General features: G+C 42.0%; 13 protein-coding genes and 3 riboswitches. Of the genes, 11 read left to right on the forward strand and 2 right to left on the reverse strand.

All coding sequences use genetic code 11. From position 1 onward, the window contains the following. Positions 1–15 precede the first annotated feature (15 nt). Positions 16–197, forward strand: a riboswitch (cobalamin riboswitch). Positions 198–658: 461 nt separating this feature from the next. Next, positions 659–1,054, forward strand: coding sequence for a sirohydrochlorin cobaltochelatase (locus ACZ449_RS08295; protein WP_464260556.1), 396 nt, complete (start codon positions 659–661; stop codon positions 1,052–1,054). Positions 1,055–1,123: 69 nt separating this feature from the next. After that, a complete protein-coding gene (locus ACZ449_RS08300; protein WP_464260557.1) occupies positions 1,124–2,095 on the forward strand; it encodes a hypothetical protein in 972 nt (323 codons plus the stop codon). A gap of 116 nt (positions 2,096–2,211) precedes the next feature. On the opposite strand, the gene ACZ449_RS08305 is transcribed toward ACZ449_RS08300, so the two are convergent. Together ACZ449_RS08305 and ACZ449_RS08310 are read right to left on the reverse strand one after the other, a co-directional pair. Next, a complete protein-coding gene (locus ACZ449_RS08305; protein WP_464260558.1) occupies positions 2,212–3,048 on the reverse strand; it encodes a MerR family transcriptional regulator in 837 nt (278 codons plus the stop codon). A gap of 230 nt (positions 3,049–3,278) precedes the next feature. Next, positions 3,279–4,283 carry a hypothetical protein gene (locus ACZ449_RS08310; RefSeq protein WP_464260559.1) on the reverse strand — a complete coding sequence of 335 codons (1,005 nt, stop codon included), beginning with the start codon at positions 4,281–4,283 and terminating at the stop codon, positions 3,279–3,281. A gap of 378 nt (positions 4,284–4,661) precedes the next feature. Between ACZ449_RS08310 and ACZ449_RS08315 the strand changes: the two genes are divergently transcribed. The 9 genes from ACZ449_RS08315 to ACZ449_RS08355 all read left to right on the forward strand — a co-directional run bounded on the left by ACZ449_RS08315 (position 4,662) and on the right by ACZ449_RS08355 (position 15,203). Beyond that, positions 4,662–5,894 (forward strand): ABC transporter substrate-binding protein, encoded by a 1,233-nt coding sequence (locus ACZ449_RS08315; RefSeq protein ID WP_464260560.1) that lies wholly within the window; start codon positions 4,662–4,664, stop codon positions 5,892–5,894. After that, entirely contained in the window at positions 5,885–6,574 is a 690-nt protein-coding gene (locus ACZ449_RS08320) for a GTP-binding protein (RefSeq protein WP_464260561.1), read from the forward strand. The genes ACZ449_RS08315 and ACZ449_RS08320 overlap by 10 nt, the downstream gene beginning before the upstream one ends. Positions 6,575–6,603: 29 nt before the next feature. Next, positions 6,604–7,629, forward strand: coding sequence for an ATP-binding cassette domain-containing protein (locus ACZ449_RS08325; protein WP_464260562.1), 1,026 nt, complete (start codon positions 6,604–6,606; stop codon positions 7,627–7,629). 112 nt (positions 7,630–7,741) lie between these two features. Further along, positions 7,742–7,927, forward strand: a riboswitch (cobalamin riboswitch). 165 nt (positions 7,928–8,092) lie between these two features. Further along, the gene (locus ACZ449_RS08330) at positions 8,093–9,619 is read left to right on the forward strand and encodes an adenosylcobinamide amidohydrolase (RefSeq protein ID WP_464260563.1); all 1,527 of its coding nucleotides are present in this window, start codon (positions 8,093–8,095) and stop codon (positions 9,617–9,619) included. A 354-nt stretch (positions 9,620–9,973) separates the two neighbouring features. Further along, positions 9,974–10,855 carry a hypothetical protein gene (locus tag ACZ449_RS08335; RefSeq protein ID WP_464260564.1) on the forward strand — a complete coding sequence of 294 codons (882 nt, stop codon included), beginning with the start codon at positions 9,974–9,976 and terminating at the stop codon, positions 10,853–10,855. Further along, positions 10,845–11,792, forward strand: coding sequence for a 4Fe-4S binding protein (locus tag ACZ449_RS08340; protein WP_464260565.1), 948 nt, complete (start codon positions 10,845–10,847; stop codon positions 11,790–11,792). Before ACZ449_RS08335 ends, ACZ449_RS08340 begins: the two co-directional genes overlap by 11 nt. Next, positions 11,785–13,029: a 2-hydroxyacyl-CoA dehydratase subunit D gene (locus ACZ449_RS08345; protein ID WP_464260566.1), complete on the forward strand. Its 1,245-nt coding sequence runs from the start codon at positions 11,785–11,787 to the stop codon at positions 13,027–13,029. Before ACZ449_RS08340 ends, ACZ449_RS08345 begins: the two co-directional genes overlap by 8 nt. 12 nt (positions 13,030–13,041) lie before the next feature. Beyond that, complete coding sequence (locus ACZ449_RS08350; RefSeq protein ID WP_464260567.1) at positions 13,042–13,812, forward strand: acyl-CoA dehydratase activase; 771 nt, start codon at positions 13,042–13,044, stop codon at positions 13,810–13,812. A 122-nt stretch (positions 13,813–13,934) separates the two neighbouring features. Beyond that, a riboswitch (cobalamin riboswitch) is annotated at positions 13,935–14,116 on the forward strand. Positions 14,117–14,282: 166 nt separating this feature from the next. Continuing rightward, positions 14,283–15,203 (forward strand): sirohydrochlorin cobaltochelatase, encoded by a 921-nt coding sequence (locus ACZ449_RS08355; RefSeq protein WP_464260568.1) that lies wholly within the window; start codon positions 14,283–14,285, stop codon positions 15,201–15,203. Positions 15,204–15,221 lie beyond the last annotated feature (18 nt).

A 15,221-nucleotide genomic window follows, 5' to 3' on the forward strand; every position in this document is an offset into this window, starting at 1 on the left:
TATTTTGACTGACAATTAAATAGTATTGAGGTAGGTGCCCTAAGGGGCTTAATAGGGAAGTCCGGTTTATGCCGGCGCGGTCCCGCCACTGTAATAGGGAGCGAATCCAAGATATGCCACTGAGACGAGAAGTCTTGGGAAGGTTTGGATGAGCGATGATCTAGAGCCAGGAGAACTGCCTATCTGTCAATCACCGTTTTTCACCCACGAGCGATGGGGAGGGGATTACAGTTGTTCATCTGCTTACTTAGAACTGTTCTAAGTAAGTCGTGTGGTATTACTGAATTCACTCCTGGTTATTATTAATCAGGAGTTTCTATTTAGTGTGCTGTAGAATATCTCCCGGTTGCGATGGCAGCCGGGAGTTTTCTAATATGTCCTTCTTTTTATTACTTTTTATGTTTTTTATCTTTTTCTTGGTCATATTGTGCAAAGGGGGTTAAACATAATGGATACACATTCCGTAACATTTCTCCCCATAGGAGTTACAGTATCAGTTGAGCGAATCCGCTTAACCCGTTATGCCGTTGGGTGCAGTTAACTATAACTGCTGCTAATTTCCAAGACAACCGGGATGACCTGAGTCGGTTTGCGTTAACCTTGCGGAAAGAAACCATGTGTACGGATATTGACATTGGTTGATAGGAGTTGAGTAACTTTGAAGAAAATAGAGAAAAAAGCCTTTTTAATGGTGGGTTTAGGCACTGCCTATCCGGAGGCCCGCCAATTGGCCAGCGAAAGTATTGATATCAAACTTTGGGCAGATTTCCCACAATATGAAGTGCGCCGGGCCTTTGCATCTCATACCCTGATAGAAAAACTGGCGAAACGCGACGGTATTCAGGCCGATGATGAGAGACAGGCATTAGAGCGCCTACAAGAAGAAGGGTTTACCGAGATTGTCGTGCAGCCCTTTCAGATCGCTGCAGGGGAAGAGTACGAAAAAGTCAGAGATGTTGTTCAGGACTATGCCGAGCGGAACGAGTTTGACAAGATTGTGACCCTTCCGTGTGTGACCGTCTGGGCCAAACCGATAAGATTTGCTATTCACTGATCATCAGCAAATTATATACGGCTAACCAGCTAGTTTCCGGATATATCTCCTAGAGCTGAGGTGCTTAAAGTGATAACGAAGTTGATGAATTTGTGTGAACTACCATACCATATTATTCAAGCTGATCTGAATCTAAGTCAATTCACCCTGGTTGGAATTGTCAATGGTATTTCAAAAAAAGTGTACTTAGTGACCGATGGCAATAACCACAAAACCATCCTTTATATCTGGAAAAAACCTGTTCTAGGACTAACAGAAGCGCATACTGACGGTTTACATTATTTGTATGCAGAAGGCTTTGAATATTTTTGCCATAACACCAGGTTGTTGACTGATCTGGGCATCAGAGTTCCCCGGATAATAAAAACAGGGCATTTTTCCGCAGAAGAGGCCTTTGATTATGCCTATGTGGAGTGCTTTGACGGGGTTAGTTTACAGGAGTATCTGCAGCACGGCAATATTGCAGAAATTAGTGATACGTTGAATGCAGAACTTAATAGATTTTATACCTGCAGCCGGGATTACTTTGGATCTCCTGTACTCACCAACAGATATGCTAAATCTTGTCAGCGTTTATGTTATGAACATGCTGTTGAGGAACTGGAAATAGCGTGTAGTTTTGACAGCACTGTAAAAAGAATGAAGCATTCGGTTTTGCAGCAGTTGGACAGCTACATGACTATCTTTGTCGGTCAATTAAAGCCGATCAGTTATGCACTTATACATGGAGAACCAACACCGCCGCATGTCTGGTTATTGACTGACGGCACAATTGGGTTTATTGACATCGAAGGCATCAAATATTTCGACATTGAATTTGAATATGCTCTCCTGGATATGTTGTATAATTTTTTATCTACCAGTAAGCCTAAAAGATATGACCGAAATAAGCTGCTATTTTATAAGCTGTATCACCAGATATGCTGGTTATCGGTTTCTGTAGATTATTTGCGGAATATTGATGCAACCAATAAATTTTTCACAAAGCTGAGGCGTACAGTGATTCGTGATCTGTATGAACGTGACAGGGAATGTAATTGACAAAATCCTATAGCTAAAACATTGGGGATTCAGGCGGAGAGTCTTGACTCGCGTACTAAGATAAAATAAGTAAGGGGCTGTCATGTGACAGCCCCTTAAAAATGTATTTCGACTTTTTAATTTTTATAGTCAACTTGGATAGCAATTTGTGTGACATATTCTTTGGGGTTAGCGGTAGACCAATAGTTACTTAGCTGGATAATGTAGGCATTGCCAATAATTTTCAGATTATTCAACTTAATAAAGTCAAGCAACTTTTTGATTGCACTTTTGTAGTTGACGTGGTAACCGTCAGGAGTGGCAATTTTAGCATAGAGTCCTTTCGGTTTGATTAAAGCCTTTGCGTATTCGTCAGGATGTGAGACCCGAGTGAAGATCTGTGTTATTGCTAGATAGTTTTCTGCCAGCAAATCTTCTGGTGTCAAGATATAGCCCATAAAGTATTCGTTAAAAATTTCATTTTTTGCGAAGGGAAGATTGTGCTCAGCAATAAGCTTAATCTGATCTTTCATTGAGCCCTTCAATGCGGAAAAATTGTCTGCCACAAAATATTCTTCTTCACAATTTTCTAAGGTAATACGGTTGCTTCTGATTTCTTTTGCTTGTTTTAAGCGTTCCACATTAACACGAAGATTGTGCTGGTTGCGTTGCAACAATTCAATCTGTAACTCGTATTCCAATGCTTTGTTGGAAAAGAGCCTTTGGAGAGAGTCGATATTGCGATTATTGACATAATTGCTTATTTCTTTTAAAGATACTCCCAGTTTGCGTAAGGTAATGATGATTTCAAATATAAAATATTGATCAAGAGAATAATAACGATAACCATTATCTTCAATAGAAGAAGGAGAAAATATCTTGTTTTTTTCATAATAGAACAAGGTTTGCTTGGATATTCCGAATAGCTGCGCAAATTCTCCAATTGTAAAATATGATTTAGATTTATCAGACATGATAAAAATTCTCCTTGACTCTACTACAAGCATATAGTTTATTATTACCTTCCTATAGGAAGGTGTCAAGCTTATGATGCGGTATGAATAAATAAGGAATAAATCTATAAACGGCGCAGGCCAATGTCGCCCTCAAGGCAGAGCAGGACGCAACGAAACAAATCAATCATGAGTCATTCTTTTTTGGCGTCACACTTAATAGTACAATCCATCTGATCCAAGGGGTGATTTTATCGGTAAGCGGTAAAACTACATGGTTTTATTGTAGTAGATCGCAATATAGGACGTTGTTGGTGAAAATTAAATTCTGCGTTATATCGTTTGATTAAGTCTGAAAAAGCAGCGAGCATACGAAAAGAAGATAGTTCTTCCCTATAATTTTCAAAAAAATTGCTCGTTATAAGTTGACGCTGAAAATGTTTGATTAATCCGAATTGACGAGTGCATATTTCCCATTGAGTTTTAGAGGTTATAGCATTTTGGTCTGCCAGCAACCTCGTGATATTTTGTTTGTTACGATTATCTGGCAATGTTTGAAGAACCCTTATAATGTGAAAACCATTTTTTTTATATATTGGCTCGATATGTTTTTGAAGTATCCTTATTCCTTCTTTTAATGAACGGTCTGAGTTAATTCTGGCAAAGCTCCATCCATTAAACATGTCTATAAATACATGGACATATAAGCTTCCTTTTTTCTCCAACCTTTTTCCGAAAAGGCATTTATAAACAATAAGTTCACCAGGCCGGTTCGGGCGCACGGCACGATCATGTAATTCAGGGTGCATCTTATAGATGAATTTTAGTTGGGTAGCATTTAGTTCGGAATTACAACTTAAAAATAGCCGATTTAACAAAATATTGCAGATCACTTCACGATTAGTAAAACCACACTCTTGTTTTAGCCGACACAAAGTATCCATTGTCATAGTGGGGATAAGTTTACGAAGTTTGTCATGAAGATGAAAGTCATTTAAATTTGGATTACGAAGGCAAATATTAATTAGTTGGTGGTGCATATCTGTAAGTTCGTGTTTGGGTTTGGCAGGGAAAGAACGTACTTCTCTGTTTAAAGTCACCGTTCTTTTGTCATTTAAAGTATTTGTCTGTAGGTTAGCTATGTTGTTTTTTTGAACTAAATGTGACTGCGAACAAGCATCGACCAAAAGAACTTGAAACCCACTTTCTGCTTTTTTGTAATTAAATAATGATATTGCCGAACCACTGATCGTCATGAATAATCGCCTCCTAATAGAAGTGCCGGCGCGGAGGTATAACCCATCCGGCCGGCACTTCATTGTGACACCAAGCTAAAACTAACAAAACCAAACTATATTTGTCTATGGTAATAATTATATATTAATAAGTTACTATCATCAATAGATAATACAAACATAAACAAATAAAAGCAAACAAAAAGGTAAAATGATGTTGGCATTGACGTGACTTCGGTTTGGTTGTAAGATGAATGCAAGGATATTCCATAGGTGAATTTCAAAAAAAAAATACGCTGGTACAACGCAGTATCAACTGGTGAAAGCAAATGCTTTTTTCAGTTGATTTTTTTTATTTGTTAGCTGGCAAGTATTTAATAACAGTCTGAAGGGTGAGTGATGATGTTGATTGAGCTAGACTTGACAATTTCTCAAATTCTTGAGATGTATCCCGAAACTCGCGAAGTTTTTATCACGAACGGATTTCCTCAGTTTGCTGATAAGGAAATTCAGAGGGATTTGGGAACGGTACTGAAATTGAAAACTGCACTAAAAAGCAAAAATCTAAATGTTGATGCATTCATAAAACTACTTGAAGGGAAAATTCATGAAGTCAGGCAATATTCTAAACTGTCGTCATCTGTAGTAACTAAAGGGAAATGCCTTGATTTACTTGCGCTTTTGCCTTGTCCGCTGAAGGTTCCTTTGCAGGGTGAACTTCAACTAGTGCTGAATCAAATGCGGATCGAGAAAAGCTTAGACCTACATTATACTATTGATACTTCGGCCAACAAATATGTTCACTATGAAGAGTACATTCCTTATTTTGAAGATCCAGATGAAGTTCCGGATATTATTTTAACAACAGGTTATGAATTTTTGCATGAAAAGTTTGTTGAGCGATTTGTTAAGAATGGGATTTTTCTACAGGCAACCGGGCAACAGGTCAATTCGCGCTTTACTTCGGCTCAGTTGCTTGACCCACAAGGCCATTTCTTTGTATTAGCAGTGAATGCATTGGTAATGGTCGTCGAAAAAAAACGGTTGGGCAGTTTACCGGTTCCGCGCACTTGGAGTGATTTACTTAATCCTGTATTTGAAAATCAAGTTGTGATGCGTGGTCATGGGGATATTTTCTGCGATGCTTTGCAGCTTTATTATTACAAGGACTATGGCAATGATGGTATTACAGGACTGGCACGAGCGGTACGCTATGGGTTACACCCAGCCCAGATGGTGAAAGAACTAAACGGTTCCCGCAATGGATTGCCACCGATATATATTATGCCGCGTTTTTTTGCTGAAACACTTAACGGACACAAGGATATTGAAATTATCTGGCCGTCAGATGGAGCGCTTGTTTATCCAGTATCACTTTTAGTCAAAGCTAGTAAAGCAGTAGAACTGAAAAAGTTGGTTGACTATCTGACTGGAGCGCAAGCGGCCCGCGTTTTCGACGAGGCATTCTTTCCTTCATCTCATTTGCAAGGCGGTAGAAGTTTGGCGGAAAGCGCTAGTTTTAAATGGGTAGGTTGGGATTATATCAGAAACTGTGGAATTGAAAGGCTACAGCAAGAGTTAAATGATCGTTTTCTGGACGCGTGGCGTGGAGGGTCTTCAGCATGCAGTTAGTTACTGTTGCCGGACCACCTTCAGCCGGAAAGACATCTGTTTTACTCAGAATAGCCGAGACGTTGCAAAAACAAGACAAACTACATTTGGGTGTAGTTAAATTTGACTGTCTTTCTACCAGGGATCAGGAGTTATACCAAAATAAAGGGATTCTTACGCGAGTTGGATTATCTGGTAACTTATGTCCGGATCATTTTTTCATCAGTAATGTAGAGGATTGCCTTACATGGGGAATCAACAGGGAACTTGATATGTTAATAACCGAGAGTGCCGGTTTGTGTAATCGTTGCTCACCTCATATCAAGGGGGCGCTGGCCGTTTGTATTATAGATAATCTAAGCGGCATACACACTCCCCAGAAGATCGGGCCTATGCTGAAATTCGCCGATGTGGTTATAATCACAAAAAGTGATATCGTTTCACAGGCAGAACGGGAGGTGTTTGCTTTTAAGGTGCGTCAAGCTAATACGGGAGCAGTGATTACCCATGTCAACGGCATTACTGGTCAAGGTGCGTTGGAAGCGAGTCGTTTATTTCGGGAAGCTGCAACATTCGATAGTCTACAAGGCTGTTCTCTTAGATTTACTATGCCGGCCGCCACCTGTTCTTACTGTTTGGGGCAAACACGAATTGGTGTAGATTTTCAAATGGGTAATGTAAAAAAGATGGATTTGACTTAATTAAAGACTGTAGTTGGAAGGGATTTGTTATGAAGGAGCAATTTGGAGAAATGAGGGTAGGTCAAATTCTAAAACTATATCCCTATGCCGAAGATTTTTTTTCAGTTTTACCGGTCACACCAAATCCGAAAGTTACTGTGACTGAGTTTTTATTGGGAATAGAGGACGAGGTGTTACAGGATTTAGGTCAGGGTCCAGAAGATTTGATCAAACGCTTTAACGAGTTTATGCGGCAAATGGAACAAGTAAAAAAGGTCGTTGATCCAATTAGGTCGATTACAATTATCGGCGGGCAGGATAAGTGTGGTAATGCGGAAGATGTCTGCCTAACGATACGTGCAGGTGAAATTATTTGTATTGTTGGTCCTACCGGGTCGGGGAAAAGCAGGTTGCTTGCTGATATAGAATGGTTAGCACAGCGGGATACACCGACAGGTCGCAATATTTTAGTAAATGACCGTATACCGGATGCGGAGTGGCGTTATTCCACGCAACATAAATTGGTTGCTCAACTCTCACAAAATATGAATTTTGTTATGGATCTTACAGTGAGTGAGTTTTTGCAGATGCATGCCGAAAGTAGAATGGTGCAGGATATTGACACCGTTATCTCCAATGTAATCAACCATGCGAATCGTTTTGCGGGAGAGCAATTTTCCACAGATACTCCAGTTACCTCCTTGAGCGGCGGACAATCACGAGCACTAATGATCGCCGATACTGCCTATTTAAGTGCTTCACCGGTTGTACTAATTGATGAGATCGAAAACGCTGGTATTGATCGTCAAAGCGCACTAAAACTTTTAGTGGACAAGCAAAAAATTGTTCTCATGGCTACTCATGATCCCATTTTAGCGCTGATGGGTAATAGGCGCTTGGTTATCAATAACGGCAAAATTAGTAAGATACTAACTACTACGGAGAGCGAACGGCGCAATCTTACAATTTTAGAAAAACTTGACCAACAGTTAACCAATGTCAGAAATGCACTCCGTTACGGTGAAAGTATTGATAGGCTGCCCGAGACTCTTATCGGTCTTGGGGAGAGAAAGTGATTAAAAAGGATATGCGTACCCTATAGGAAGGTCGCCCTAATTGTTACCAACATTTATGAAATATTCTTGACAATACTTGACACGAAGTTATATTATTATACTGATATAATAACTACATACTGTTGAGCCAGGTGCCCTGAGGGGCTTAATAGGGAAGACCGGTTGAATGCCGGCGCGGTCCCGCCACTGTAATGGGGAGTAAACCCAAGGTATACCACTGAGATGCAAAGGTGTCTTGGGAAGGTTTGGGTGAACTACGATCCAGAGCCAGGAGAACTGCCTGTCTGTCAATCACCGTTATTTACTCACGAGCGATGAGGAGGGGATTATAGAGAACGCTTTTGGCCGCTATAGTAAGCTGGTTACTGGCATCGATAGCTCTATTTAGATTCAAAGCCCTTTCCGTATGCCGGAAAGGGCTTTATTAGGTTTTGCTACTATTGTTTGTGAGGGGAGGAAGACAATGAAAAAATGGTTACAAGGGCTGTTGGTGGTTATTATTTTTTGGAGTGGTGCTATTCCCTGTTTTGGCAGTGAACAGATACCTGTTTCTACCTTATCAACCGGGGATAAGGTGTATAGGCAGGGTACCAGTCTTATTGTGGCTTTCAGCGCTCCACGGGATGTATTGAGCACTTCACAGGTAAATGGCGGTTTCCGGCATGATCTTAAGGCAGTGTTTAACCATGACATGAAAAGTGCTATTGGTGTAACGGGCGCAAACTACCCCCAATATATGCAGCAAGTGGCCGGGCAGCTGGGATTGAATCCCGGCAGGGTGACCAGCATGGGCACGGCTGCTTCTATGGAGAATGTTGCTATACAGTCTGAAAACTATCAATCGCTTACCGTAACCGCCATTGCTACAGGCGGTGTGGAAGGTAACGGCGGGCGGGTAGGCGACCCGGCCGCGTATTTTACTCCTGGCAAAAAGCCGGCAGCATATAAACCAGGGACTATTAATATTATGTTGGTCATTGACGCCGACCTTCCCGCCGGTACTATGGCCAGAGCGCTCGTGACTTGCACCGAGGCTAAAACAGCTGCCTTGCAGGAACTGGTAGCCGGCAGCCGGTTTTCGACCGGATTGGCCACCGGCTCAGGGACGGATCAGACTATGGTGATTACTAACCCCGGTTCGCCTCTCTATCTGGAAGACGCAGGCAAACATGCCAAACTGGGTGAACTAATCGGCCGCACTGTCAAACAAGCTGTCAAGGACGCCTTGCTGCGGCAGAGCGGTTTATCCCCGCAAAAACAGCATAGTATGCTGCGGCGCATGAACCGCTTCGGCGTAACCGAGAACAGCCTGTACCAACAGTATCAGGAAGAGTACGGGACAATTGACAAACAGCGTTTCTTAGCATCCCTGCGCCAACTGGAAAAAGAGCCGGCTCTGGTGACCGGTACGTCGCTATATGTTCACCTGCTGGATCAAAATCAGTGGCAATTGCTGAGTACAGATGAACTGGCTAGGGCCGGCAATGATCTGCTCTTACTAACCGCGGGAAAGTATCAGGTTTTATCCCCCGCAGTAGCTACCGGCGAAATGACGGCTGATGTCCGGGCATGGTCGGCGCTGGTTGTGAAGATTGTGGCGGACCGGATCGGACAGGTGCGTAGCGGTGAAGCGTTGCCGCCCGTTGTTTCACCGCAGGATATACAACGTTCAGCCGATCAATTCACCGAATCCATGCTTACTGGCATTAACGAGAGTGATTACACAAGCTTTTCGGCAAACTTCGATCAGAAAATGAAAAGTAGTTTGCCGGAATCTCAGTTCCGGCTGCTTAGCCAGTCGGTTAAACAAAAACTTGGCAATTATGTTTCTAAAGAGCTGGTTACTACCGAAACTAGAGAACCGTTCACCATTTTTACTTACAAAGTGAAGTTTGTGAAAGAAGCATCTGCTATTACCGTGCGCACCGTTTTGACGGAAGAGGATGCTAGACTTTTGGTTGTAGGTTTTTGGCTGGATTCTCCGATGTGAAAGCAGGAAAGCAAAAGGACGGTTTCTGTATAAGCAAAATTTGAGGTGGATAGACGGAGTGTAACAGATTATATAATCCGCGAGCGATGGGAAGGGGATTTTTTATATCCATGGGTGTTACATTTGGTTATTCCCTGTCTCCTGAACTCTGTTTAGGAGATTTTTATTTTATCCGATGACCAAGTTGCTCTAAGACTCCCGCTTCTACAAGCGGGAGTTAAGAGCAACTAAGTCCCTGGATTAGTTCGACTAAACTTCAGATGGGGTTAAAAACCCACCTGAAGCTAAGTCTCACTTTATCTGTATGTATCCTAGGGGATAAGTTTTACCCCTTGGAGGGGAGAGGGGTAAAACTTGTTATTTTACAAAAAATATTGCATATCCGGGCTTACTCTAGCATGTGTTACTTTACTAATCCTGCTGTTTTTCCAGGCCAGCGCAGAATGCTGCAGTCCGGAGGATAGGGCTTTTCTTTGGCTGGAGTATGGCACGAAAAAAGATGAGACCGATGGATCGATAACACAAACCATATATATTACAACTACTGCAGCTGTAATCAACCTTGCGGAAATGAAAGATTTATCCGCCTATTATTGTGACGGGCGGCAAACTGGTGAAAAACAATATTACCGGATTCCTATAGAACAGCGTGATGGCCGTTATTTCCTGCGGGTCAATGCTGCTTCCCAGTTTCTGTATCACGTGTTTGTCACAGGCAGCTGTCAGGGAGAACATTTTGTGGCGCAAACAATCTTTCCCCTATATGCGGATGGAATCGACAGGAAGAGGGACCAAGACCTGCTGGAAAATCCCAAAGATCTCCCGGCCATTGAATTGAACTTAGCCGGCAATCCGTACAGGACGCTGACAACAGGCCAGATGATTCAATTACGGTATAAGTCTGGTCAGGCTGTACGGGAAATGCAAATCATGGATTTGCGAAATAAGACTTCGGCAATAATTTTGCCGGATGCTGCCGGTGGATTTTCTTTTACCCCGTCCCATGATAAACGCCTGGATAATGGCGGCTATAACGAATATAAGGAGATCATCGTTTATGCAGAAGAAGTCATCGGTAATGAAATCTATAAAACCTCAATGAACCTTCTCATGCGCCGTTCATTGACCGCCCACAACAACCTTGCCCAGGGAGTGCTGCTCTTTTTTTCTGTTATGGCCGTTAGTATCGCCATTGTATTATTTCGTAGAAGGAGCTTTAGGTATAATGGTAGATAATTTACGTTTACTGATTCAAAATTTTATGTTTGTTTTATGGACCTATGGCGGCCGGATCGGACTTAACTTTGGCTATTCAATACCTTGTTTTTCCTGCCCTTATGTTCCCGGCTGCGCAGGCCATTGTTATCTCATGACATTGCAGGGGCAATGGGGATTTGCATTTTATTTTCCAGAATTGCTTTCCTACAAAGGATTTAAGGTAGTGTTGTATTTTTTGATCTTTGTTTTGTTAACCATGCTACTGTCAAAACTATGGTGTGGCTGGATATGCCCATTTGGAACCTTGCAGGAATGGTTGGCTAAACTTAGAAAGAAGTTGGGCATTAGGGAAACAGAATTTTCTTGGAAAACCCGGGAACGATTGAAACCAGTTAAATATATATTGCTGGCGCTGCTGATTATTACGCCGTTGTTGATTACCTTTGGCGGATTGCACCGGGACTTTTACCTGTTCTTCTGTCAGATTTGCCCGGGCAAACCGATCATGCCGTTATTTGCTGGGCAAACCCGAAATTTCGCGCTGGATTTTACGAACACGATCACCCTGACTTTCTCCGTATTATCCATAATTATTGCAGCAGGTACCCTGCTAGGAAGCTTTTTTAAAGACCGATTTTTTTGCATGTTTTGCCCGATGCTGCCCTTGATTCAAATGTCTAAAAAAATCAGCTTTATCCGGTTTGAAAAATCGGTTCACACCTGTTCCGGCTGTGGCAATTGCCAAAGAATGTGTCCTGTGGATATCAAGGACGTGCATCTTGAAAAGACGGAAAAAGACGTAATGAGTGAAGACTGTATGCTTTGTATGAGATGTATTGAGGCTTGCCCGGAAGACAATACAGTAACTGTAAATTTTCTTAAATACAAGCTATTTTCTTCTTCAAGAAAATATGTTGCAGAAAACTATCAACAGGGGAAATCATTAAATGAATAAAATTGTACAAAAGGATGAAGAACGCCGCCTACGACAGAGAGCAAAAGCGTATGAAAAAACTTGTGAAGAATATTCTTATGAAATTAGTGTATTGCAAGCAAGAACTGACTATATCTCAGAATTTGATTATTTCCTGGATTTATTAACACTGCTTATGCACCCTGCTAAATTAAAGGAAAAAGTCGGCCGTCCACTAATCGGGCTATTTTGCATTCAAGCGCCATTGGAGTTGTTTCATGCTTTGGGGGTTCACCCGGTAAAACTGTGCAGCGGTTCCTATGCAGCGCAGCGACTTTCTGCAGCTTACCTGCCAGCACTTATGTGTCCCATGCTTAAATCGTATATTGGCAGTAGTGAATTTGCAGCGTCAACCTCAACGTGTTATGATGCCACAATTGTACCTACAACCTGCGATTGGGTTGTAAAAATGCCAGAAATAGCAAAAGAAACAATTACAAACTTACATTATCTCGAACTTCCTCATGTGAAACAGAACGAAAAGGGAGTAAGGCGCTGGCTGGAAGAAATTTATGCATTAAAACTGTTTTTAGAGCAAACAACAGGCACTAAACTAAAACGCCAGGATCTCATGAATTCTATGAATACATTTATGCGAGGCTGGAAAATCTTCCAGAAACTGATTGAATTAAAAAGAAAAAATATAATTTCCGGGGTCTGGGTTACAGTCATTGCCAATACCTTTATGCTTGATGATATTACTAGCTGGGCAAAAAAAATTGAACTTGTAGTGGAAAAATTGCAGTCGAAACAACCGGCAGCAAATCCTCGGAAGATATTTCTTGCCGGTTCGCCTATCATCTTTCCTAATCTTAAACTGCTACAGCTTATTGAACAGGCAGGCATGACAGTTTGTGCTGATGATCTTTGTTCGTCGGAAAGAATATTTCCCGGAGCAACTGTTTATGATGAGCCTTCAGAACATGGCCTGTTAAAAGCGCTTGCCGAAAGATATCATCAGGCTTGTATCTGCCCAACCTTTGCGGATAACGAGCGACGTATTAATACTATTTTACGGATGACGGAAAGCAACAATATAACAGGCGTTATCTTTCATGTCTTAAAAGGATGTCATCCTTATGATATTGAGAGTCTTACTATAGAAGCTAAATTAAGAGCAAGCGGACGTAAGTTTCTCAAGATTGAAACTGATTATGTGAAAGAAGACAGTCAGAACATCCTGACCCGTCTGGAAGCTTTTGCACAAACGTTAGCCTAAAAGGAGATAGCTATGGAATTCAAAATTGGTATTGATCTTGGCAGCACCGCCATAAAGGCGGTGATTGTTAAAGAGCCAGAACTTATTTGGAAAAAAACGGTCCCCACAGCACCAGGACAGGAAGCATTGGCACTCCAATTAATTGCCGAAGGTCTTGCTGATAGTTCGATAAGAAGACAAGATATTGTCGGTATTTCTGTCACTGGTTATGGCAAAAATTTGATGACCCAGGCACATACGGTTGTCGATGAGGTTTCCGCTAACGCATGGGGGGTGTACTTATTAAGCGATAAAAAGGCACGCACGGTAATTAATATTGGCGGCCAGGATATAAAAATTATCCGCATTTCCGCTGCCGGAAAACTTAGTGAATTTAAAATGAATGATAAATGTGCGGCTGGAACGGGGAGATTTTTTGAAATGGCAGGGCGTATTTTGGACACTCCCATCTATGATTTTGCGGCCTTAGCAGACAAGGCTGACGCTTCTGTCAACCTCAACAGTACCTGTGCGGTTTTTGCGGAAAGCGAGATCGTATCTCTGTTAGCCAAGGGAACAAAAAAAGAAAATATCATTAAGGGTTTGCATGAATCCATTGCCAGGCGCATAAATGGGATGCTGGGAAACCAAGACATTGAAGATGATCTGTATCTTGATGGCGGCTCTGCCAATAACGGCGGACTTGCTGCGGCAATTGAAGATGAAATTTTCCGAGATGTTAATGTTCTAGACTATCCGCAGTTCACAGTTGCCTATGGAGCGGCATGTTTACTAAAAAGATAATTGGCGTAATCTTTTGTAATGAATTTTATACTGACAGATGGTATAGCAATACTCAATGCTAAAGATGATTGACAATAGCTACCAAGAAGTTATATTATTAGATATAATATAACTAATAACAACTGAATACTGTTGAGCCAGGTGCCCTACGGGGCTTAATAGGGAAGACCGGTTAAATGCCGGCGCGGTCCCGCCACTGTAATGGGGAGTTAACTCAAGGTATGCCACTGAGACTATTGTCTTGGGAAGGTTTGGGTAAACTATGATCCAAAGCCAGGAGAACTGCCTGTCTGTCAATCACCGTTTTTTACTCACGAGCGATGAGGAGGGGATTATGGAGAGCGCAATCTTTTACGGTTATTATCAAGGCCGGAATAGAATATGAACGTACGCTTTTTACTTACAGCCCCTTCCTGAATATCAGGGAGGGGCTTACTTATTATTATGCGAAAATGAGGGGGAAATAACCTATGAATCAAGAACAAACTGCAAAAAACAAGGCCATCGTGGTTGTTAGTTTTGGCACTTCCTATCCGGAAACCTTAAAGCTGAATATTGAATGCATTGAGAATCTATTCAGTAAAACTTTTCCTGACTATGAGGTGCGTCGGGCATTTACTTCTCGTACTGTCATTAAACGGATAGCCGAGCGGGACGGAGTTCAGATTGATAATGAGCGACAAGCCTTAGAACGTCTTCAGGCCGAAGGGTTTCAGGAAGTATATATTCAACCGCTGCATATTGTGCCTGGTGCTGAATATGACAAAGTAAAGGGACTTGTTAGCCATTACGCTCATGCCAAGGAAAAGGCTTTTGAAAAAATCCGATTAGGTCGTCCGCTCCTTTATTATATGGGACAGGACAATCATCCAGATGACTATGCAATTGCCATTAAAGCCCTGGCGACTCAACTGCCTAACTCTGAGCCAGACAGAGCCGTTGTGCTTATGGGCCATGGTGGAATGCACCCGGCTAATGCGGCTTATGCAGCTCTACAGTTAAAGCTCGAAGATGCTGGCCTTACTAATGTCTTTGTCTATACAGTAGATGGCTTCCCTTCGTTGAGCCGGATTATCGACAAACTAAAACAGAACCAGGTGAAAAAAGTTACGCTGATGCCGTTTATGTTGGTAACTGGTGATCATGCCACTAATGACATGGCTGGTGATGAAGAGGACTCTGCTAAGTCACAGTTAGCAGCAGCCGGTTTTGAAGTGGATATATATTTCCACGGGTTGGGTGGAAATGTCGACATTCAAGATATCTATATATCCCATCTCCGGTCAGCTATTGTCCACCAACCGCACGGACATGCTCATAGATGCGGCAAGGGACATTGCCATAGTCATGGCAATGCTGGTCATAGCAAGGATCATGGACATAGCTACTAATAGTTAGTTGAATCGAAA

It is taken from the genome of Desulfosporomusa polytropa (assembly GCF_055380075.1).